Origin of the sequence: Anaerocolumna sp. AGMB13020 (assembly GCF_033100115.1) — a bacterium.
Lineage (GTDB): Bacteria > Bacillota > Clostridia > Lachnospirales > Lachnospiraceae > Anaerocolumna.
The window spans coordinates 1,016,891-1,041,023 of record NZ_CP136910.1; the positions used below are offsets into that span (position 1 = coordinate 1,016,891).

16 protein-coding genes are annotated in these 24,133 nt (G+C 38.9%); 5 read left to right on the forward strand and 11 right to left on the reverse strand.

The window, feature by feature from the left end; translation table 11 throughout:
* Nucleotides 1–20: 20 nt before the first annotated feature.
* Nucleotides 21–2,822 carry an ABC transporter ATP-binding protein/permease gene (locus R2R35_RS04270; RefSeq protein WP_317733255.1) on the reverse strand — a complete coding sequence of 934 codons (2,802 nt, stop codon included), beginning with the start codon at nt 2,820–2,822 and terminating at the stop codon, nt 21–23.
* Nucleotides 2,823–3,091: 269 nt separating this feature from the next.
* On the opposite strand from R2R35_RS04270, the gene R2R35_RS04275 reads away from it, so the two are divergent.
* Complete coding sequence (locus tag R2R35_RS04275) at nt 3,092–3,769, forward strand: response regulator transcription factor (protein ID WP_317733256.1); 678 nt, start codon at nt 3,092–3,094, stop codon at nt 3,767–3,769.
* A complete protein-coding gene (locus R2R35_RS04280) occupies nt 3,762–4,802 on the forward strand; it encodes a HAMP domain-containing sensor histidine kinase (protein ID WP_317733257.1) in 1,041 nt (346 codons plus the stop codon). The genes R2R35_RS04275 and R2R35_RS04280 overlap by 8 nt, the downstream gene beginning before the upstream one ends.
* A gap of 277 nt (nt 4,803–5,079) precedes the next feature.
* On the opposite strand, the gene R2R35_RS04285 is transcribed toward R2R35_RS04280, so the two are convergent.
* From R2R35_RS04285 to R2R35_RS04300, 4 genes are all read right to left on the reverse strand, one after another.
* Nucleotides 5,080–5,286: a hypothetical protein gene (locus R2R35_RS04285; RefSeq protein ID WP_317733258.1), complete on the reverse strand. Its 207-nt coding sequence runs from the start codon at nt 5,284–5,286 to the stop codon at nt 5,080–5,082.
* Between the two features lie 137 nt (nt 5,287–5,423).
* Entirely contained in the window at nt 5,424–9,509 is a 4,086-nt protein-coding gene (locus R2R35_RS04290) for a hypothetical protein (RefSeq protein WP_317733259.1), read from the reverse strand.
* A gap of 248 nt (nt 9,510–9,757) precedes the next feature.
* Nucleotides 9,758–10,663, reverse strand: coding sequence for an alpha/beta fold hydrolase (locus R2R35_RS04295; protein ID WP_317733260.1), 906 nt, complete (start codon nt 10,661–10,663; stop codon nt 9,758–9,760).
* A 243-nt stretch (nt 10,664–10,906) separates the two neighbouring features.
* Entirely contained in the window at nt 10,907–11,539 is a 633-nt protein-coding gene (locus tag R2R35_RS04300) for a TetR/AcrR family transcriptional regulator (protein WP_317733261.1), read from the reverse strand.
* A gap of 339 nt (nt 11,540–11,878) precedes the next feature.
* Between R2R35_RS04300 and R2R35_RS04305 the strand changes: the two genes are divergently transcribed.
* From R2R35_RS04305 to R2R35_RS04315, 3 genes are all read left to right on the forward strand, one after another.
* The gene (locus R2R35_RS04305; RefSeq protein WP_317733262.1) at nt 11,879–13,132 is read left to right on the forward strand and encodes an ABC transporter substrate-binding protein; all 1,254 of its coding nucleotides are present in this window, start codon (nt 11,879–11,881) and stop codon (nt 13,130–13,132) included.
* Complete coding sequence (locus tag R2R35_RS04310; RefSeq protein WP_317733263.1) at nt 13,129–13,821, forward strand: GTP-binding protein; 693 nt, start codon at nt 13,129–13,131, stop codon at nt 13,819–13,821. The genes R2R35_RS04305 and R2R35_RS04310 overlap by 4 nt, the downstream gene beginning before the upstream one ends.
* Nucleotides 13,822–13,924: 103 nt before the next feature.
* Entirely contained in the window at nt 13,925–14,929 is a 1,005-nt protein-coding gene (locus R2R35_RS04315) for an ATP-binding cassette domain-containing protein (RefSeq protein WP_317733264.1), read from the forward strand.
* 244 nt (nt 14,930–15,173) lie between these two features.
* Here R2R35_RS04315 and R2R35_RS04320 read toward each other — a convergent pair whose 3' ends face one another.
* The 6 genes from R2R35_RS04320 to R2R35_RS04345 form a co-directional block, all read right to left on the reverse strand.
* Complete coding sequence (locus R2R35_RS04320; RefSeq protein WP_317733265.1) at nt 15,174–16,121, reverse strand: glycoside hydrolase family 43 protein; 948 nt, start codon at nt 16,119–16,121, stop codon at nt 15,174–15,176.
* 231 nt (nt 16,122–16,352) lie between these two features.
* Entirely contained in the window at nt 16,353–18,062 is a 1,710-nt protein-coding gene (locus R2R35_RS04325; protein ID WP_317733266.1) for a heparinase II/III domain-containing protein, read from the reverse strand.
* A 49-nt stretch (nt 18,063–18,111) separates the two neighbouring features.
* Nucleotides 18,112–19,902, reverse strand: coding sequence for a sensor histidine kinase (locus R2R35_RS04330; protein ID WP_317733267.1), 1,791 nt, complete (start codon nt 19,900–19,902; stop codon nt 18,112–18,114).
* 19 nt (nt 19,903–19,921) lie between these two features.
* A complete protein-coding gene (locus R2R35_RS04335) occupies nt 19,922–20,959 on the reverse strand; it encodes a response regulator transcription factor (protein WP_317733268.1) in 1,038 nt (345 codons plus the stop codon).
* A gap of 235 nt (nt 20,960–21,194) precedes the next feature.
* On the reverse strand, nt 21,195–23,474 hold the full coding sequence (locus R2R35_RS04340) for a GH36-type glycosyl hydrolase domain-containing protein (protein WP_317733269.1): 2,280 nt from the start codon (nt 23,472–23,474) through the stop codon (nt 21,195–21,197).
* The gene (locus R2R35_RS04345) at nt 23,458–24,126 is read right to left on the reverse strand and encodes an SGNH/GDSL hydrolase family protein (protein ID WP_317733270.1); all 669 of its coding nucleotides are present in this window, start codon (nt 24,124–24,126) and stop codon (nt 23,458–23,460) included. Before R2R35_RS04345 ends, R2R35_RS04340 begins: the two co-directional genes overlap by 17 nt.
* Between the last annotated feature and the right edge of the window lie 7 nt (nt 24,127–24,133).

The window sequence follows — 24,133 nt, forward strand, 5'->3', positions numbered from 1 at the left end:
AGCACCCTTTCCTTTCTGCCTTACTCGCTGCGCAGTGCGATCACCGGATCTTTTCCTGCGGCTTTCTTGGCAGGTATAAGTCCTGCGAACAAGGTCAATGCCATACTTAACACAATGAGCACGAATCCGCTGGTTACCGGTAACGCTGCATTAACTGCAGTAGTGTCTAACACTGCATGGATCACCGAATTAATAGGTAGGAGCAGCAGGCAGGTTATCCCGACGCCTAACAGACCGGATATAGAGCCCACAATAAAGGTCTCTGCATTAAATACCTGGGTTATATTCCTCTTAGATGCACCAATTGCACGAAGCACTCCAATTTCTTTGGTTCGTTCCAGTACGGAAATAAAGGTAATGATTCCAATCATAATGGATGAAACAATCAGGGAAACTGCAACGAAGGCAATAAGTACATAGGATATAACATTAATTATAGTAGTAATGGAGGACATCAGCAGTCCCACAAAATCCGTATACGTTATTTGATTTTCTTTTCCTGCAGTTTTGTTATAGTCTTCAATTGACGCGGAAATTCCGTCCTTATCTTCGAAACTGTCCGCATAAATACTGATGGAAGAGGGTGCATCAAGGCTTACAACGCCAAACGAACTCATATTGTCATCATAACTTCCGGCCTGGATATAGGTATCATAGAGCTTTAGCAAAGTCTCCTTATCCGGTTCCAGTAAATAAGCATCTAACATTGCAGCGAGACCTTCCTCATTCATTTCTGAAGATATACCAGCACCTGCTGAACCTGTTTGACCCTGAGACGGTATATCAGCTCCTGTATTCTGCGCTTCTTTGCTGTTATTCTGGTTATTTTCGGGTGATGAGGTAAGTATCGTAGTGGCAACCGCTGCTTTATCTGAGAGATTAAGTCCCGAGAGATATTTAATCGTCTCCTCTATTTTTACTTCATCTGTTTTAGGTGAAAAGGACATACCGTTTGTTACATTGATTTCCGGTGTTGCTTCCTGGGCTTTTACAACCGGACTGTTATTTGTTCGTTCTATAAGAGCATCTGTGAGAGCTTTTGTGTATCCGATGTTTCCCGAAATTGCTGTATAGGAAGCATCCTCTTCCGGTTTTATGATTCCTGAAACCTTAAGTTCGATGCTGTCCTTTAATAAGGTTTTCAGAGAATCTCTATCTTCAGCAGTATAGTCGAATACTCCATTTTCCAGCTCCATATAATAATCACTTTCTGGGAGTATATAAAAGGTCTGGTTGCTGATATCTTCATAATTCCATTTGTGACCTTCGAAAGAGATTTCTTCTCCTTTACTGATTTTTTCAAGAACTTCCTTATATTCAGCGGAGGGCAGTATACCAAGTTCATATAGTACGGAAGTAGATATCTCGTTGTTTTCATCCAGTACCAGAACTACTTCGTTATAGGCTTTGGGCCAGTTACCGTAGAGTAACTCGTAATTATCGGTTACTGCTGCGCTGATAAGGTTTCCTTGTGTTCCCGGCAGAAGTTCCTCGAACTTACTGGTAGAGGTCAGATTTCCCATGGTCATACTCCCTAAGGAAAAACCACCCATGGGCATACCGCCTGTCATAGCAGAGGTATTTCCGCTGGTAAATTCACTTCCATCCGTATTGATAAGTTCTCCCTCCGGATCATAAGCAAACGTATCAAACTTTACATCATAGGAATAAATTATACCATTCTCCCCGACATATTGATGGATTTCACTGTCTTGTATATCCAGATATTTTTTGAATTCTGTAAGGTTATTCTCTTTGATACTGGTAGTTGCACTTTTAGCCAGTTCCATATCAGAAGAATTGGAATATACTCCATCCAATTCATGGTCTGCATCATCAGAAATCCCGGACTGCCTTCCGGCAGCTAGTAAACTACTCAAGTCCAGAGACTGTGCTTCAATGGCAATGGGATAAGAAGACATGGTATCCTTTTGTATGTCATCGATATAGGCATTGATTCCATTGGATAAAGATAATATCAAAGCTATTCCGATAATACCGATGGAGCCTGCAAAGGAGGTTAGAAGGGTACGGCCCTTCTTTGTTTTCAGATTGTTAAAGCTCAGGGATAATGCTGTTGATATGGACATGGATGCCTTCCCCATATTCTTATGTTCAGGGGGGGCCAGTCTCGTCTCATCAACCTCATAGGGATTGGTGTCGGATAAGATTCTTCCATCATGAAGCTTAATAATACGGCTGGCATACTCTTCTGCCAATTCCGGGTTATGGGTAACCATCACTACCAGACGGTCTTTGGCAACTTCCTTTAAAAGCTCCATTACCTGAACACTGGTTTCAGAATCCAGCGCACCAGTGGGTTCATCGGCAAGGAGAATATCCGGGTCATTTACCAAAGCCCTTGCAATAGCAACACGCTGCATCTGTCCTCCTGACATCTGATTGGGTCGTTTGTGAAGATGGCTGCCAAGCCCCATTTTTTCAAGTGCTTCCTTTGCACGCTTTCTCCGTTCGCTTTTTGAGATACCGGATATGGTAAGGGCCAACTCTACATTAGCCAGAATGGACTGATGAGGAATCAGGTTATAGCTTTGGAATACAAATCCAATTGTATGATTACGATAGGAATCCCAGTCTCTGTTGGAATATTTTTTGGTAGAGACACTGTTAATTACGATATCTCCCGAATCATATCGGTCGAGACCGCCGATAATATTTAATAATGTTGTCTTTCCGGAACCGCTCTGTCCCAAGATAGCAACAAATTCACTGTCACGGAGATTAAAGGTAACATCATTCAGCGCTTGCTGAGTCAAACCGCCGGTAACGTATTTCTTGCATATATTTTTGATTTGAAGCATAGGCATTTTCTCCTTTTAGCATTAATTTTTTTAGTAGGCCTTTCAACGAAACCGATTATATACAGGAAAGAAAAACTGAAAATTAACAAAAAAAGAAAAACAGAAAATTAATTTGAGTAAAAACAAGCTTAATTCGTTCGGATTTCAGTACAAAATGGTCTTCAGTTTATTTTGAGTTAACGTTTATGGTATAATATTTATTTAGAGATATAGCCAGAGGTTTACCTCTGGATTTCAACTTATACAATACAAACGGAGGTAATGATTTCATGTTTCATATATTGGTTACAGAAGATGATAAGAATACCGCCAGGCTTATGAAAGCAGTCTTAAAACATGCCGGTTATGAAGTTTTTCTGGCAGAAAACGGAGTGGAAGCATTGGATATAATGGATACCCAGCATATAGATCTGGTTGTATTAGATATTATGATGCCGAAAATGGATGGTTATGAATTTACGGAACAGCTGCGCAGCTGTCACAATAATACGCCTATCCTTATGGTAACGGCGAAACAGCTGCCGGAGGATAAATGCAAGGGTTTCATTTCCGGAACAGATGATTACATGGTAAAACCTGTGAATGAAGAAGAGATGCTCTTACGTATCAAGGCACTTTTACGCCGCGCCAGGATTGTGAATGAACACAAACTGCTTTTAGGAAAGGTAACCCTTGATTATGACGCTCTTACGGTAGAGCGGGAAGACGAGAAGCAGACCCTGCCTCAGAAGGAATTCTATCTGCTCTATAAGCTTTTAGCTTATCCTGATAAAATTTTTACCCGAATTCAGCTAATGGATGAAATATGGGGTATGGAGTCTGAGACCGTCGATACTACAGTAAATGTTCATATCAACCGGCTTCGTAAGCGTTTTGAAGGATATCCGGAGTTTGAGATCGTCGCTATTCGGGGAATCGGTTATAAGGCGGTGAAAAAGTGTGAGTAGGCTTCATAACAGATTAAAAAAATTCCAAATGGCTATGTTTTTTGCTGTCATAATATTTATTATCATGCTATTTACCATGCTGCTCATGCTTGTTGGAATATTTGCTTTAAGTCAGCTTGGAATAGTTAAACCCCATCCTACCATTGCACCGTTTTTTATGTTTGCAATCTTTAGTATTATAGTAGGAACTATTGTTGCGATGTTATTCAGCCGTTTTCCGCTATCCCCTCTGCGAGAGATTATTTCTGCTTTTGACAGATTAGCAGAAGGTGAATTTGATGTGCGGATTCATTTAAGAGGCCCGGAAGAATTACAGAATTTAAGCAGTAGCTTTAACCACATGGCAGAAGAACTGGGAAGTATCGAGATGCTTCGATCGGACTTTGTAAATAATTTTTCACACGAATTTAAGACTCCGATTGTATCTGTAAGAGGTTTTGCCAAAATTCTTAAATATGAAGATCTGACCAAAGAAGAACGGGACGAATATCTGGATATTATTATATATGAATCGGAACGTCTGGCTGCACTTGCGACTAATGTGCTTAATCTCTCCAAGGTAGAAAACCAGGTTATCTTAAAGGACAAAACTTCTTATAACGGCAGCGAACAGATAAGACGGATAATCGCTATACTTGAGAATAAGTGGGCTGAGAAAAACATTGAGATCCTTTTTGATTACGATGAGATTAATTTCTGTGGAAATGAAGAACTGTTAAATCAGTTATGGACAAACCTTATCGATAATGCCATTAAGTTCTCACCAAAGAATTCTACGATATCAATTAACATCAGTCAAAAACCCGAGAAAATAACAATAACGGTCTCCGATCAGGGAATAGGCATTAGTCAGGGAGCTGCCGATCGTATATTTGATAAATTCTATCAGGGGGATACTTCCCATGCAACGAAAGGCAATGGTATCGGCTTAACAATAGCCAAACGAATCGTCGAACTGCATGAAGGTACGATAACAGTAAAAAACAATGATATCGGCACCTCATTTATTGTTGACTTGCCTATGCACGATTGAATTAAGTTAAACAGCGGGTCTGCTATGTATTTTCTAGCCTGTTATGATAACAGGCCTATGACCTGTTTCTCATTTTGTTCAAATTTTCTTTGCAAATTGAACCTAAGAATTAAAATTGAACCTAAGAATTAAAATAAAATCCATGAAGTTCTCAGAAACATTTTATTCTGACAGCACTTCATGGATTTTATGTATACACAATATGTAACATCTTTATTCTTATAACATCTTGCTCTTGTAGTAAACCATTCGCTTTCTTCCGTAATACAGCATTTAGTTATTCATTTTCATTATTATTATTACCAAACACTTTCGCTATTAATAGAAGAATTACACCAATAACAATACTGGCAATTTCAACTGTACGTCTGTATTCTCCCAGAAAAAATAAGAATTTAAACTGCAGTCCTACAAATGATAAAGCCAATGAAATTAATCCTATAACAAATAGGAAAGCTCCAACCTTTGATACCTTGTCAAACATATAACTTCCTCCCACATTTTGTTAATATTATACCTTCGTAATTATATCAAATAAAAGCAAAACCGTACACACAATTTTTCACAATATGATATAATTTTACATTTTACTTCCTTTTCCGTATGTGGGTATCTATCCTTTTAGTCTTTCTCGATCTCAATCATAAGTTCTAATATTTGAGTTTCCAGATTATCGATTTGCTTATTCTTTTCCTCTAGTAATTCGGTTAACCGTATAGTTTCTGTATCCTTATCTGCTCTATGCTTAAAATCTAAAAAATTAGTATTTAATACATCGTAGCTTTGCTGTAATTCCTTATTTTTGTCAACCAGCTGCTGTATTAATTTCACCTGTTCATCAATTTTTTCATTTTGCTTTGCTAATGCCTTATACTGTTCAAAGCTTGAGTCCTTCTGCATTTCCAGAGTATGAGTAACTGAATTGATGTTTTCTTCTTGTTGTTTCATATTGCTTAATAACATTATTTTCTCTGCTTCAGTGTCTCTAAGCTTTAAACTCAGCTCTTCAATAGCATCTTCAGAATTTCTGATTTCTTCAGTTAATTTCTCATTCTCTCTTGACAATTGACTTAACTGCGAAAGCTTTTCATTGATTTCATCTGCCTTATTTGCATCTTCCTGATGAAGTTTATGCAGTTTTTGTTCTAAACGATATACCTGCTGTTTTCTCTGCTCCAGCTGCTCTTGTACTTTCAGAACTGCCTCTGTACCAGTATCTTCTGATATTGTTAACGCTTCTTGTTGATGCTGTAATTGCTCCTTCTCTTGTTGTATCTGTTCTTTCTGCTGCTGTACCAGGTCTTTCTCCTGCTGTACCTGGTCCTTCTGTTGCTGTATCTGGTCTCTCTCCAGCTGCACCTGTTCCTTCTGTTGCTGTATCTGGTCTCTCTCCTGCTGTACCTGGTCCTTCTGTTGCTGTATCTGGTCTCTCTCAAGAGTCACTGTCTCTAACTGTTCTGTAAGAAGCTCTATCTCTTTCTTTGCATTTTTCCGGATCTCTTCCAGTTCCAAGGCAGACTGCCTGTGATAATTTTTTTGTGTTTCTTCTGCCTGTTCCTGTATCTTGTATATTTCAAGTTCTGTAAGTTTCTTATATTCCTCCAGCTCTTTTATAGATGCCAGCCTGACTTCAGATAATTCCTGTTCTTTTACTCTCTTGTATTCCTCAAGCTGTTGTTCCGTCTTTTTCCTGTATTCTTCCTGTTTCAGGTCAGTTACCTGTTTATATTCTTTCAGTGTTTGATCCGCTTCCACTTGTAATTCATACTTTTCTTGCTGTAATTGTTCTTTGAGATGAGATAATTCCTCGTTATATTTGTTTTGCAACTCCGATTTTTCTATTTGGAACTGTTCTTTCAAAAACTCAAATTCAAGCAAGGAGTCTTTACTGATTTTCTCTTTTTCTTTCAGCAGCCCTTGATTCTCTTCTACGGCAAATTTAAGTTTATCTGAGATAATATCAATTTTTTCCTCTGAAACTTTTATAAGCTTAAGCAGTTTTTCTTTTTCATTGATAACTTCTGTTATCTGCTCTTCCAGAAGATATTTCTCTTTCAGGGCTTCCTCTTTCATCTGCTCTGTTTCAAGGAATGCCAGCTCCTTGTGTTCTTCTATTTCTTTCTCAGCCTGTGCTTTTATTTTTATCATTTCTTGTTTTGTCTGCTGTTTTAGATTCTCTAACTCAGATTCAGAAATTTCAGTTAACTGTTTATATTCTTCCAGCTGTTGCTCTGCCATCAGTTTATAATCCTTAAAAGCCTGTTCTGCAAGTAATGCCTTCTCATCGTTTTCTTTCTGTAAATGCATTTTGATCTGCGAAATCTTTTCTTCATAGCTTATTTGTAGTTCTGTTTTTTCTTTTTGGAATTGTTCCTTCAGGCTATTTAACTCTTGCTCTGTCTGAATTCTAAGCTCTTCTCTCTGATTCTGTAATTCCTGGCTCATAGCTTCTAATCCCTGGTTCTTAGCTTCTAATTCCTGGCTCTTAACTTCTAATTCCTGGTTCTTAGCTTCTAATCCCTGGTTCTTAGCTTCTAATTTCTGGTTTTTAACTTCTAATTCCTGGTTCATAGCTTCTAATCCCTGGTTCTTAGCTTCTAATTCCTGGTTTTTAGCTTCTAATTCCTGGTTCTTAGCTTCTAATCCCTGGTTCTTAGCTTCTGATTCCTGGTTTTTAGCTTCTAATTCCTGGTTCTTAGCTTCTAATTCCTGGATATCTACATATAATTCTTGATTTTCTGCCTCTGTAAATTTAAGTTTATCTGAGATGTGATTTTTTTCATCTGTTACCGTGCTGATTTGATTATGTAATAGCTCATTTTCATAAACAGCTTCTGTTATCTGATCTTTAAGCTGCTTCTTTTCTTTTTCTGCATTATCGATTAATTCTTCCTGCTCAAGAATCGCAAATTCTCTAATCTCTTCTATTTCCTTATCCATTTGCTTCTTGTATTGCTCTAACTCTTGTGCGGTCTGGGTTTTAACGGCCTCTATTTCTCCTTCGGCAAGTATTTTAGTACTGCTTTTTTCTTGCTCTGCCTGCTGCTTATAGGCCTCCAGTTCTTGGGCAGTTTGATTTATGATATTGCTTATGTCCTGTTCTGCTTGTTTCTTACATTCATTTATTTCTTGTGCAGCAAGTGCTTTCGTAGTTTCATTTTCTTCCCTTAATTCGTTGATAACACGGGAGATTTCTTCCTCACATTTGGATTGCTGTTCAGATCTCTGAAGTTCAAACTGTTGATTTAACTCTTTTATCTTCAGACTTGTCTGCTCTTTCAATTCTTCCTTATCGACCTGTAATTTCTGCTTCTCTTCTTTGGTTTGGTTCAACTCCAGAATAACCTTCTTTGTTTCTTCTCCCGATAATTCAATAAGTTCTTCCAGTTTAATTATCTTTGATGTTAATTCTTCTGCTTTATGATTCAGACCTTCAAGCTGTTGATTAAGCTTCTCTTTCACATTCTCTGCTGTATTCAGCTGATTTTCCATATCCTTCATTTGAGAGTGCAATTCTTCCTTCTCGGTTAACAAAGATTGATTTCTTTCTGCACAGGAATTTAATTCTGCTTTTAATTCCGCTTGCGAGGTAGTTAATTCTTCCTCAAAAGCAGCCATAGTCTCAATTTCATAGGTTTTTGATTGTAGGTCAGCCGTTGCATTTAGGAGTTCCAGCTTTGACTGTTCCAAATCAGTTTTCAATTCCTTTAGGGTATTGCTTAATTCTTGATTGTATGCTTTTTCTTGCTCTAAACTTGCAATGATTTCACTATGTTCTTTTTCGTATATTACTTTTTCTGCTTCAAAAGCCTCTATTGTTTCAGTCTTTCGCTTTAATTCATCCTCAGATTTTGTGTAAGCAGCTCTAACCTGGCCTAATTCCGTTTCAAATTTTTTAATTTGCTCCGTTAATTTGCTTTGCTGTATTTCATTATTCTTTAATTGATTTTTCGTAGCGAGAAGCTCTTTTGCCTGTTCTTCCAAGTCTCTTGTTTTGTTCTTTAACTGTAAAGCCACCTGCCCAAGATTATTTTTTGCTTCTTCCGATTCTTTTTTCAACGTATCATACTGGGTTGTTAATAGAAGTAGCTCTTCCTTTTGCTGGTTTGCAGCTTCCTCTAATTCTTTCAGCTGGGTAAGGTTATTGGTAAGGCTGGTGTTCTTTGCCTCAAGTTCTGTTTCCAATACCTTCGATTGCTCTGTAAGGTTTGCTATTACACTTTCTTTCTCAGCAAATTTCACTTCTGCTTCTTCCAATAATTCTGCATACTCTTTGATCTGATTATCCCTGGCTTCCGCTTTTGCTTTTTGGATAGCCAGCTCTTCTTCACACAATCTTTTTTGCTCTTCCAATTCCGTGAAATTTGCCTGCTGGTCTTTTATGATATTGGATAAGCTATCCTTCTCAACATACAGAGCTGAAATCTTTGCTTTATGATCCGCTACGTCACTGCTTAAACGTGTAATTTGGTTTTCTCTTTCTTTCACATATTCTTCTACCTGGTCTGTAATCACATTATATTTTGCAATTTCACCCTGGTAAAAGGATATCTTCTTTTGGAGCTGCCTTGCTTCCTGTTCTTTTTTTTCTAATTGTACCTTGCTCTTATCGTAATTATTGCTTAGTTCCTCTATTATATAAAGGCTATTATCATAGTCCTGTTCTAATTTTGCTAATCGTTGTTTGTCCTGTTTCGATAATATCATCCGTGTCTTTCCCTTCTGTCTGCTGTCTACCCCTTACTGTCAACTCTTTGCGGTATTTTACATCCCTTCAGGCTGGGTAACAAGGACTATATTATACTTGTTTTTTCAGGAAAAATCCATGATTTTTGACACTTCGTCTGTACTTTTTATGATTATGGGGAAATTTGTCTGATTAATTTACTAAAAATGTTAAAACAAATGCTCTGGTAACATCAATTCATATACTTTTAGCACTATGAAGAGTAATTCTATGCAGTATAGTTGCGTATATCTTCTGCTTCCCCTCTGAGAATCTTTATTATCATCTGATTGACTTCAAAGGCTTCCTCATGATTGATACCATGCCCTGCTTCCTCAAAAAACATGGCATTCAGCCTTCTGCTCTTTACAGCCCTTTCCCCGCCAAGCTCTTCAAAGGGATCTCTTCGTCCCAGTAACAGATAAATGCCTTTGCTGATTTTATCTATTTCCTCCTCGGTAAAGGGTCTTACTTTATGATATCCCATTGCCATATTGTTAAAACCTTTTAATAGACTTTTGTAATGCTCCATAATTACAGGGTTTTCCGTAAAGGCCTGATGATGCTCCCCTGATAATTTCTTAATCAGTTTCAAAACATTTCCTTTGGTTGGCAGCAGGGCTTCCGGCAGAAATATTTTCATCATTGTGTACATGAGATTTCTTTTATCCGTTGAGATCGCTGATGCCATACCGATTGCTTTCATAACCCTCTCCGGCCTCTTTAACAGGTAATACATAACCAGATAGCCCCCATGGGAGGTTCCTGCCATATGTACCTTATCAAGTCCAAGTCCATTCAGAATAGAGTCAATCCATTCAATGTCATCAAAGTCTTTCTTATAAGCTTTTCCCGGTATACTTTTTCCGGGGCCTCCAATAGTATCAATTGCATAGAGTCTGTAATGCTGCCCCAGTGTCTTTGCATTGTAAATCCACATCAAAGCAGAGTCATCACCTACTCCATGAAATAATACAAGCGGCTCACCGGATTTATTACCGCAGGTAATTATATGTGTCCTGCCATAATCATTTTCAATCCAGATATCATCATAGGCAATCTCCCACATATCCATTAACTGGTCATAGGTTCTAAGGATATTTCCTTTTGCTTTATTGCTTTTATAAACTTTCACTTCCTCCTCCTTTTTGCCTCCTGGCTGTACAAATATATTAAAAACTTAAAGTCTCCTTGTGTTTTTGAGATGCTCTCTCTTATGATATTTCCCTTTGTATTCCCACATATTTTCACTTATGTATTTTCACTTTTATATTTTCTTTTTAGTATTTTCTTTTTTGTATTTTCTTTTTTGTATTTTCTTTTTTGTATTTTCAAGTAGAACGGCATACCTTATCTCATTAAACGAGCGGAGGACTTATCATAACCTATATTTCATTTTACGATAGATATCCCTCATATTCTGATTAATCTCCTGCTTCGCGAGCGCTATATTTTCTTCCTTCAGTTCGGGTCCGATGCAATTTTTTTGAAAAGCAAAATAAATAACCCCATAGTATTCCTGTGCCAGTACCTCGGGAGCATTTGAGGCTATGAATCCTTTATCAATCATTTGAGAAAATACCATTTCCATTTGCTTAAGGGGTAAATCAAATACAAGCTTTTGATAGGTATCCTGCGCATTTTGAGCAGATATCCGCTCAATGGTCAGCATTGCTATCATTTTATAGACCACTGGGTTAAGCAGGTAACCCTGCAGCATTCCGTTTGCCACAGCACACATTGCTTCATCACTAACTTCAACTGCTTCTGAAAATGCAGCTCCAAACTCCGTTTTCATCTGCTGTATAAGCTTATCAACCCTTCGTAACAGAGACTCCAATATCCCCTGCTTATTAGTAAAGTGATAATAAATAGCACTTTCCCGTAATCCTAATGGCTTACAGATATCTCTTACAGATACTGCCTGAAAGCCATATTTTGAAAACAGTTCAAGTGCTGTCAACTCAATATTTTCTTTGTTATTTATCTTTGTATTTTTTTCTTCAGACACTTTTTGCCTCCTACTTAACAACTGTTAAGTAATATTATACTTAACAATCGTTAAGTGGTCAACTACATAATCTGCTTTTTTTAAATTAGCATCTTGTTTTAAATTAGCATCTAGCATCTTGTTTTAGATCAGCAGCTTGTTTTAGATTAGCAGCTTGTTCCCTTGGCGCTTGTCTGATAGCGCAAGTCACATAAAAAATCAAATATATGATAAATTGTATCAATATTATATCTGCATTTGTTGTTTTTACAACAAACAGAATAATAAACTTATGTTATAATGTACTCATTACTTGAACAAGACTTTTCACAACTTAAGAGTTAAGAAAGGAAAATTGATATGTCACGTTACTTTAACATTACCGATACCATTTATGATATAACTGAGAAATATCCCGATACCATTAGTATATTTGTTGCCAGCGGATTTGAGCATCTGAACAATCCTGTTATGCGAAGCACTATGGGGAAAACTGTTACACTGGAAATGGCACTGTCATTGCGTAAAGTGAACCAGGAAGTATTTATACAGAAGCTCGAAGAGGTTATTGAAGGGAGTAACCCTGACCTTTCAACAGGTCTGTATGCTGCCAAAAAAGAAACCGGAGGCGATATCCGTATCGAGGGTGTACTCCCCTGCCCCATCCGCCTGCCGCTCTTAGAAAAATTCACTGGCTGGTTTGATTCTGTTAAGGATACACTGGATTACCAGGTGGATTATAATTTGAAGTCAGCCAATCTTGGACTGGACGACGTGAAAGAACGTATCGTTTCAGCAAATGGCGATTCCGACGGACTTTCTGACCTTTACCTGTCTGCCGGTTTTGATTTATTTTTTGATAAGAAGCTCATGGGACAATACCGGGAAGCAGGTGTATTTGAAGACATTTCCGGTGTTGGTCAAATGAATCCTGATTTTGATAACGAAGATATTTCCTTAAGAGACCCGAAAGGTCAATACGCCATAATTGGTGCTGTAGCTGCTATCTTTATGGTAAATACAAATGTATTGGGTGACCGTCCCATGCCTGAAAGCTGGGAAGATTTAATGAAGCCGGAATTTGAGAACAGCATCAGCTTACCTATGAGGGATTTGGATATGTTCAATGCCTTTCTCCTCCATATCTACCGTCATTACGGTGAAGACGGTGTTAAGAAGATGGGCAAGGCACTCTTACAGAACATGCACCCTGCTCAGATGGTAAAGGCTCATATACCCAAAGGCGGCAATCCTGTCCCTGCTGTTACAGTAACCCCTTATTTCTTCGCCAGTATGGTAGATAAGAAAGGCCCTCTTCGCCCGGTTTGGCCTAAAGATGGAGCAATCATAAGCCCTATCTTCCTGCTTTCCAAAGCAAAGAATAAAGATAAGCTGAAACCTTTTGTAGACTTCCTATATTCAAAAGAAATCGGTGAAATCTTAGCCTCTAATGGAAAATTCCCCTCCACCAATCCTCTGGTAGACAATCATTTATCTCCCGACCAAAAGTTTATGTGGGTGGGTTGGGATTTTATCCACAACAATGACATCGGAGAATTGATTACACATACCGAAGAGCTGTTTTACAATGCCTCTGGAAAGGAGTCCTTATGAATCTCATTATATTTTCCGGACCTCCCTCCTCCGGTAAAACCTCTGTTATCTTGAAAACAATAGCCTCCTTTCAGAATCGAAACATAAAGGTAGGCGTTATAAAATTTGACTGTTTATACACAGATGATGATATCGCTTATGAAAAAGCAGGTATACCGGTTAAAAAAGGCCTGTCAGGCGCTCTTTGCCCCGACCACTTCTTTGCTTCCAACATTGAAGAGGTGGTTAACTGGGGGAATAAGGAGCAGCTTGATCTGCTCATCACGGAATCTGCCGGCTTATGCAACCGTTGCTCTCCTTACCTAAAGGAAATCAAAGGAGTCTGCGTTATTGATAATCTTTCCGGTATAAATACACCTAAGAAAATAGGACCTATGTTAAAAGCTGCTGATTATGTCGTTATCACCAAAGGAGATATCGTATCCCAGGCTGAAAGGGAAGTATTTGCTTCCTGTGTCAGCTCTGTAAATCCCAGAGCTGTAACCATGCATGTAAACGGGTTGACCGGACAGGGTGCCTACGAACTTGGAAGCCTCCTCTATGATGAGACTCAGAATATACAGACCGTACAGGGTATGCAGCTGCGTTTTCCTATGCCCGCTGCTCTCTGCTCTTACTGCCTGGGAGAAACAAGAATCGGTGAAGCTTACCAGATGGGCAATATTAAGAAGATTGACCTTGAAAAATAGCAGGTAAAGAGTATGATATCAGCCGGATAGCTTTTACAGTTGCATCATGACTGTGACACAATAACGGACAGGCAGAAAATTTTACCCAGGAATGGAGAACAAAATGTTAGAACAGAGTATAAATAAATTGTTGTCGGAATATCCCTTTGCCCTTTCTTATTTCGAACAAAACAAACTGGATATTACAGAATATGGTGATAAGACCTTTAAAGAATATTTAGACCATTTTACAGATGAAGAATTGGAAGATGGAGCAATTGATAAGGTTAAGCTTTTAGAAGATCTTCCTGTCTTTCTTGAACAGATGAGTGCTTTTTTAGGACTTTCAAAAGATAACCAGGTACATTCCCTGACTATTCTTCCTGGTCATGACAAATCCGGTGTAACAGAAGGCTTTTCTGAGCTTACAGTGGAAACCTCACAGATTATCTCAATCGTCGGTCCTACTGGCTCCGGTAAAAGCCGCCTGTTGGCTGATATTGAATGGGCTGCACAGAATGATACCCCTACCGGACGAAGTATTCTTATCAATGATAAAGTTCCGGATAATAAATGGCGTTTTTCTTCCAATAACAGACTTGTGGCACAGCTCTCCCAAAATATGAACTTTGTAATGGACCTTACGGTACAGGAATTTTTGAATATGCATGCCATAAGCCGTATGGTGGAAGAACCCCAGGAGGTTATCGAACGTATTATTCAAGCTGCCAACAACCTGGCCGGTGAAAAATTCGATTTAAACACTCCGGTAACAAGCTTAAGCGGTGGACAATCCAGAGCTTTGATGATTGCAGATACTGCAATTTTAAGTTCTTCTCCCATTGTTCTTATAGACGAAATTGAAAATGCAGGGATAGACAGAAAAAAAGCTCTGCAGTTATTGGTTTCCTCCGATAAGATTGTGTTAATGGCTACCCATGACCCTCTACTGGCACTTATGGCAGATAAAAGAATTATCATAAAAAACGGTGGCATCAGCAAGGTTATCTATACCAGCAAAGAAGAAAAAACCTTGTTAAGCGAGCTGGAGAAGCTGGATGTATTAATACAAACTGCGCGTCAGGATCTTCGTAATGGACAGGTTTTGTCTATGGCTTACCTTTCATAAGCCAGTAGAGGATTATGTCTCGAGCATGTGTTGATGTATTTATAGAAACCCTGGAGTAACTCCGTTTTATTTCAGTTTTACTTCAATCGTGTTTGAGAAGTATTAGTTATGTTTTCACAAAAAACTGACCTCATAAAAGTTAGATTTTTGGACTGATATGCCTCTTGTCCGCTTGAGAAGGGGGGCATATCAGTCTAACTTTTAGGGGGCTGTACCGTGTTTCTTATAACACCTTCCCATGTAATTAATATTCTGAGGGTTTCTTTTTAAAAGCTTTTAATCTCTCGTATTCTTCTAGTGTAATTGTGAGAATAGTTCCATGTTTATAGCCATAGGGGAACTGAAAGGATTGATCCGAACGAACAAATTTACCTGTTGATAATTTATCCGCGAGAAATGGAACATACCCCTGCTCTTCTGCTGAACAACCATAAAAATCCAGGAACAGACTCCATCTTCCATCCTCCAGCCTAACCGCTGTTGGCGCTTCATATAAGCCCTCTGAAACAGCTTCCATACTCTTATCAAATCCGTCAATTTTCTTAAAAGGACCTGTAACATTTTCTGATTCCATGAGTATAATCTTTTCCGGATTCCTCTCACTTTTTAAGAACAGATAATACTTATCATCTTCTTCATACATGGCAGAATCAATGACTCCGCTGTCTTCTTTCTGATATAGCAATTGCGCTTTCGTGAAATCAACGAAGTCCTTTGTCCGGGAATAATAAATTCCCTTGTTCCCGAAATCATTCGAGCTGTGAGGAGATGACCAGTGTACGATATAGTCATCCTTCTTTTTGTCATAAATAATATCCGGTGCCCAAATGCATCCAAAATCTTCATCACCAAGTTTTATCATCCTCTGCTCTGACCAGTGTATGAGATCCTCTGACTCCCAAAGTACCAGGCATTTGCTTCCGTTTCTGCCAATCTCTGCCCAGGAATTATGATACTGGTTCAGCATTCCGTAGGATAAACTTAAGTCTGTGGCCATAATAACAAATTTACCTGTTTTAGTTCTGATAATGGTAAAATCCCTTACACCCTTGTCTCCGTAATAACTCCATAAAACCGGATTGCCATCATTCACTTCTTCCCAGTGATAACCGTCCTTACTGACACCGAAGTATACCTGCTCTCCGTCCGGTGTTCTCTTTTCCTTAAAATGTACAAATAAATACGCCTGCATATTGTTTACTCCCGATTTTAATAATTAATTATAGCTGTAGTTATTGCAGCCGTATAAGCCTGCCTGTAAATGGGTCTATCGGATACTTTGTATTTCTTCATCATATCATGAACATCGAAAATTAAAAGAAACAAACTTCCGATTTTCTTGATATTTTTTCCGATATTTTAAACTCTTTAACAAGCTATTTACAGATGAAGATTCAATGTAACTTCCTTTCTAGAGACTCTTCTAAAAGTGAAACAACACCCTTATAGCAGCCTCTTTTTTCTTCTCCTTTTGTTCCAAACCGATACGGTAAGCCGTAATCTGCTCACCAAAATGATTTTCAAAGGACAGTTCCTCAAGGCTGTAATTCAATAAGGTATTATCGTAGGACAGTGTTACGACCGCTTCCCTGCCTTCTAAAATAATCTCACCTTCCTCTAATAATTTCGGCTCTATGAAACTCACAAAACCCTCTTCAATTACAATTTCCTCGGTGGCACTTACGGAATCCTGCAATAATATACAGTGCTTTGACAAATCAGAGGTAAGGCTGCGTTTTAAACTCTTTACCTCAGAAAGACCATACAAGGTTCCAAGTTCCATGCTAATTTCAGAAAAAGCAACGCTGGCAGATACCTGCTCAACCCTGCATTCTCCCATACCCGCTAATTGCTCCCGTCCATTTACAACAGGCAGATTATGATAACGGGATCTGGTCTGAATAAATTCATAACGTTTCTCCCCGAAGTAATCCGCCGTATAACAGCCTGCTCCAAAATCAGCAAGGAACTGCTCTCCATTTATCGCCAGCACAAAGCTACCTGCATCGTTATGATTATGCTGTTCCCTGTTATTCCCACCTTTAACGGCAAAAAAATGACCTTTCTCTCTTTGCAGCAACCACTGTCTGTCAGGCAGATACGTCGCCTCCGCCCTAAGTCCGGGTCTAAAGATCTGCTTATCCGTCCACCAGAGATTCCTGCTGATATGGGCAAATCGGTAGCCATTATCAAAATCAAAGGGTGTTATCTGTAAACAGGCTGGTGTCTCCACACCATATTCTTTATTCAGGCAGGATAGTAGTCCAGTAGGCAGATAGCTTTTTGCTGCTACATCAGAAAAAGGGACAAAGGACTTCTCGCTCATCTGGACAATTCTTGGAAACTCTGCTATTTTTTTTATTTTGTGAAGTTCCTCCTGCTGATGATATTCAGGATCCATTTCCTTTCGCAGGGTTATATAATAGATGTAATACCCAAAACCATAAACCCAATATCCGATACCTTCTTCACAGGCACCATCGGGTCCAAAGCTATTTATGTAATTCACAAGCCCTTGATCGACCTTTTGCAGCAGCTTGTCCCTAAGTTCCCCTTCTGTCAGCAGTAAGGCAGTCATTCCGACCGAACCGCAACAGACAGAACACCAGTTACTGTGGACGGTTTCCCACCACCAGTTTCTTGTGAGGAAGGGTTCAAATATACGCTCTGTAATCCTGTTTCTTATTGTACTTACCAGAAAGGGAGGCAGTATATTAGCGTGAAGATTTAGGATTTCTGCCAATGTCTCTCCCGTTTCTGCAGCAAACAGATCTATCTGTGTCTCAGGGTTTTCCAGAAATTTATTCTTATCCTGTGGAAGGTGAGCCATTACGCACCAGGTAAATTCATGGATAACCGACCAAAGAAGTTCTTCAAAATAATTTAAGGCTTTTTTATAATTGCTTTCCGTGCTCTTATGATACTGCAGATACAGGCAGAAAGCTGCTAACTGTTTTCTTCTCTCGAAATAGGCTGCTTCTGATTCTCTTCTGCTCCCCTTTTCAACAAAGGCCATATATCCGGAAAAGGGCAGCTGAGGGATACATCCATCCATTGCTTCCAAGACAAGGTCATCAATCTGTTTTCTTAGCTTCAGAGTTACCTCACTGCACTCCCAACCCCGTATTTTCATTTGCCGCAACCACCTTTCTATTTCAACCTGTACAGGCAAAGAACTCTTATCAATGCAACTTGACCATTGGAATTTTAATTACTACCTCTGTCCCAAGGTCTTCTTCCGATTCTATGTTAATTCCATAATCCATCCCGAATACAATCTTAATCCTCTGATTCACATTATAGATACCGATATGGTCCTCCATCTGATTCTCTCTGTCATTTAATTTCCGGTTAATATCCGCCAGACGGAAGGGATTCATACCAACTCCATTATCACATACATGAAAATGTATCATTTCATTTGCGGCTATTTCTCCTCGAATTTTTAATAAACCATCACTACCTTTAGGTTTTAAACCATGGTATACTGCATTTTCAATAATTGGCTGAAGACAGATTTTGATAATGGAATATTCTATTATTCTTTCATCGATTTCCCATTCCACTTGAAAAACATCTCCATATCTTAATTCCAGGATATTCAGATAATTCTGTGTATTATCAATTTCCTGGCTTATGGGAATAATGTAATCTCCAAGATACACATTGTTCCGAAAAAGCTGAGCAAGGCTGTTGACTGCTCTTGATACATTATTATCCCCCTTTGTAAGGTCAAAAGCCATCCAATTGATAGTTTCCAGGGTATTATAGAGAAAATGTGGATTGATCTGGGATTGCAGCATTGCAAACTGTGACTGATCCAGCAGCTTTAATTTGCTCTCCAGTTCATCCTTCATAATCTCATTTGCCTGCATCTGCTTTAATATGGTACTTATGATATAACGAAGTTCATTCAGTCTGGCTTTGGCAGGATCACTGTAATCATTAAACTTCTGAGGTTCTTCCAAAACCGTAATAATCTCCGCTACAGGCTTATAGCTTCTGATTGCAGCAAAATAAGCAAATACTATGCTCAGAACAACTAATAAAATAATTAGCAGAACAATTTGTGTTTTTAATTGATTTAACTTGTTTTGGTAATGATACATAGAGGTAATGCTTATATAGGTAAACCCAAACTTGGTAGAGGGTGTTATGGAAATTACAGAATCCATACCCTCTATATTTTTTATGATGGAAGTCTCACTGCCGCTCTCTACGATTTCCTTTAAATAAGAAACATCCTTGATCTCGTTCCCAAACTGCTCTTCCTCGCTGGACATTATGATATTACCACTGTCATTGTAAAGATATATTTTACTTTGATTTTGATATTTTTCTGTGGTAATGATATTATGAAGTTTCTCACTGTTGATATTTAATATAACTGCACCCTTTTTCTCATGATCCATGATAATCGGTTTAATAATCGAGATAATTTTAGGGTAGTTATTGTTCTTAAGCCTTGATATCGTTCGCCCGGAGATATCTTCAAGGTTCTTGTATTCCTCAAGCCAGGAAATATCCTTAAGTTCTTTTAATGGGCTTTTTCTTTCACCAATATATACGGAATTATTATACTCCGAATACACATAGATCGAGTCTATGTACTTATAGATCAAAGGAATCGCTTTTACCAACTGGGTAAATTCCTTCATGGATTTGCTGTTAAGATCTGTAAACCAGTCATTTACCATAAACATTTGTACATTGTCATTGTACGAAATATAAGTGCAGAGCATATCACAGTCACTTAATAAGGTATCTGAAATATCCCTTACGCCATAGAGCAATGAGTTGTTTTCCATAATAATCTCATCTTTTGCGATACGCTCTACATTTCTGTAATACAGATCATTGAGCAGAAAAAAGGGAATGGAGAACATAACAAAAACCAGCAGGAATGTACGGATAAACATGCTGTTGAATTTGTAGCTTTTTATATAGGACCATGTGTTGTTCTTTTTCTTCAATTTATGTCCCCCTGATCTCCTATTTACAACTCATGAACCTTCTGGCGTAATCCTTGGGCGTGTATTTATAGTATTCTTTAAAGATCCTGGTAAAATAACTGGGATCATGATATCCGCAGGCTTCGCTGATCTCCGTTACCTTAAGATTTTTCTCCAGCAATTTAACTGCCTGTTCCATTCGAATGCGAAGCAGGTAATTACTAAAGGTCTCACCTGTCTGCTTTTTAAAGAAACGGCTAAAATAGACAGTGCTAAAAAACATCTTATCAGCAACATCCTGTAAGGAAATATCCTCCTGGAGATGCTCATTCATATATTCCTTGATATCCTGAAGAAGAAATTCATTGGAGGCTTCTTCTTCATTTAATAGCATTCCTGAAATCCTTTCCAATATATCAAGGGCAGTATTTTTTAATTCCTGAACACTATGCTGTGACAGTAATTGCTTTAAATTGAATTTATCTGCACTGAGCTGAAGCTTTAGGTAGAGGTTAAGTTTATCTATAATTATCTCATACAGATCATAAACATACTGCCCGATATTAGCCGGGGAATTTTCCTTGACATCCTCAAACACAGAAAGCAAGGTATCCGCAGCTTCCTTCCTCTTACCAGATAATATATTGGAGTAAAGCAACTTAATCTTATCCATGAACTGCACCTGGTCTTTTTTGGTTCTGTCCTGATCCATTTCCAGTTTCATCTGGGATAATACCTCTTTGAATTCTGCAAAGTTCGTGGGTTTTAGGATATAATTCTTCACTCCGTACTGAATGGCAGATCTGGCATACTCAAATTCCCTGTAACCACTAAGCAAGATTACTTTAATATAAGGTTTATTTTCATAAATGTATTTCGCAAGTTCTATTCCCGATACACGGTTCATCTTGATATCAGAAATAACTAAATCAACATCATTTGTATTAATAAATTCGATAGCTTCGGAGCCATCACTGAAGCTGTGCAATACCCTAAAGTCTTCAATTTCGGAATTGATGAAATTCGTTATTCCACTACGGATTACGAGTTCGTCATCTACTGTGATTACCTGATACATACTTCATCTCCTCGTTGAATTTGCTGATATTTAACCGATTATTATGTGCTATATTACTCTAAATCCAACTTATATATTTAACTATAGCACAATGAAAAATACAAGTAAACCTTATGAATTTTACAACACGGGTGAATGCTGCAGTACTTTTCAATTCCAGGTATTGATATGCAAGGCTGAACTATTATCGTGAAACACATACTGATTAAACTGGGTTATTCCCCTTGCGCTTTCCTTATATCTCTACCGAAAATTCCTTGCGTCCTTCTACATGCTCCAAAAAGACTTTCTTGCCTCTATTTGTAATCGTTATATGATAGTTACATCCTCTGAATTCCCTGTCTATCTTGACCTCCGTCCATTCCTCCGGTATACAGGGAGCTATCTCAAGCCCCTCCCACTTTGCTTTCACTCCCAGAATATACTGTGTTGCGGCCAGGTACATCCAGGCTGCTGTTCCAGTAAGCCAGGAGACATTTGCCAGTCCGAATTTATCACTTTCCGGCCCGAAGATATTAGAGGCATAGACATAAGGTTCTGCTTTATAACGATATTCACCGGCCTTATCCTGTACCACCATGGGCAGGAGCTGATGATAATACTTATACGCCAGTTCACTTCTTCCCAGCATACATTCGGCTATTATAGCCCAGGTATTGGCATGGCAAAAAATACTTCCGTTCTCTCCGCAGCCTTTGTTGTAGTGGGTAAGCGGATCCTCTTTGGCAGGGTAATCTTTCATTGAAGGATGGATTTTCTTAATCCCATAGTCCGTATCCAAATGTTTTTGTACACTGTCCATAGCCTGAAGCTGTTTTTGGGGATCACCCATTCCGCTGATTACTGCCCAGCTTTGAGTATTCAGCCAGATTTTAGCCTGCTCTTCTGCTTCTGAACCTATAAAGGTTCCGTCATCGGTAATACAGCGTCTGAACCACTCACCATCCCAGGCAGTTGAATTTATAAGCTGCTTCTGCTCTTCGTACAATTTCAGATATACTGTACCATCTTCCTTCATAAGCTGTGAAAGCTGATCCATCATCTGCAGCACAGTACCAAACTGCATACTGGTCCAGATGCTTTCTCCCTTCCCCTGCCTGCATACTTTATAAAGCATATCATTCCAGTCAGAGGAGAGCATAAGCGGAAAACCTCTCTCCCCTAGATTCTGTCTGGTAAATTCAATGGATTTTTTGATATGGTTCCAGACCGTGTCTGCCCCACCGTCATAAAAAGGAACTTCCGTTAACAGGTACTCTAGCCTTCCTTCCTCCATAACAATATGGTATACGTCCATGACCAGCCATAGATGATTATCGGAATGAATTCTCGTAATCGGCTCCCATCCTTCATTTGGATAGAAATAATGATTGCAGTGCCCATCCTTATACTGCTGGGTGAAGAGAGCGTTCAGCTTCTCCTTCGCCCGTTTAAGATCAAAAGGGATCATTGCCAGAATATCCTGAGCCGTATCTCTGACACCGACTCCTCTGAAGGTTCCCGTCGCATAATAGCTGATATTTCTGGAAAACTGAAAATTTCTCTCCATCTGATAAGGATTCCATATATTGATCATGGTTTCTGCCTCTTTATCAGGAATTTCACATTTGAATTTGCTTAAAAAGGCATTCCAGTCCTCAGAAAGAGATTCCAGAGATTTTTCTACAAATCCCTTCTTCCTGCACCTTTGTACAGATTGCAGGACCTCTTCTTCCGTCATAGCCGTACCAAGGAAAATATTTATCTCTTTTTCTTCCCCTGCCTTTAGCTCCACCTCCAGCTGTAAGGCAAAACAGGGATCTCCGCCATATAAGGTAGAACCAGAACATGCATTATTCTCCACCCGATAAGGATTTTCCTCGCTTCTATAGCTGCCGATAAATTCATCCCTGTCACAGTCAAAGCCACTGACCACAGCATCACAGGCAAAGTATACCAGAGGGGTTTCCGCTGGTTTTGGCTGCTCCTCCACACCATAATGGTATATCAGGACATCTTCCTTGTTATAGACCGATAGCTGGTGCTTATTATAGCATTGCCATTGCAGCTCTCTCATAAATTCCATCATGCCCAATTCCACATAAGGAAATATTTTTATTTTCTTATCTTTGGCAGACTTTAATTTTAAATTCCAGATCAGTGCATTTTCATATTTGCCAACCAGATAAGTAGCAGTTACCTCGAGATGATTCTTTCTTGCCTGGAATCTGGTATACCCCATACCATGAGTGGACTGCCACCAGTCGGGTTTATCCTTGCAGGGTTCACTGGTGGGACACCAGATCTCCTGACCGTCTTTTATGTAAGTATAGAAACCACTTCTGTCCGTAGGCAGATGAAAAAAACGGTAGTGATTGATTCGAAATATCTGAGGGGATTTATAAAAAGCTACACCTCCCCCTGCCTGAGACATCATGGTATGAAAGGTACCGTTGGATAAATAGTTCATCCAAGGGGTGGGAGTGTTGTATTTATCAAAAATTATCTCTTTTCTCTCATTATGAAATTGATACATTCAGTTCTCCTTCAACACACCTTAACCATTCTCTGGCCATTAACTCATTACCTGCCATGGTCAGATGGATACCATCTGGGGACCAGTGTTTCACCGGTGCTTTCTTCAGGGCTTCCTCGAACATACTGCCAAAGGGTACAAAGATAGTCTGGTATTTCCCGGACAGAGCTTTTACGATGGCTCTTCTCTCCAGCATATGCTTATTCCATATCTCCCAGTTTTCAACGATATCTGCTGAATTTCCAGCTTCATTTATATCGGGTTTTAACAGAAAAGGCTCACAAAGCACAATCTTAGCCTGTGGTTTTGCCTGTTTTACCTCCTGCAGCATCCTGTCATAGACAAATTTAAATTTCTCTGCATCTGCACCCATATTCAGTCTTAAGGCATATCCGATATCATTTACTCCGCATAAGATGCTCAACACATCAAAGTCAATGTTTAAAGTATCTTCAATCCATCTGCCATAGAGATCAGAAATTCTGTTCCCGGCAATGGCTGTATTCTTAATCTGAATTCCCGGATAGTCGCACATTAAGCTGGCTCCCAGGAAATTAACATAACCGTCTCCCAAAATCCTGTTCTTGTCTTTTCCCTCTTTGTCTCTGTTTGCATCTGTAATGGAATCTCCCTGGAATAATATTGTTTTCATATAAAAC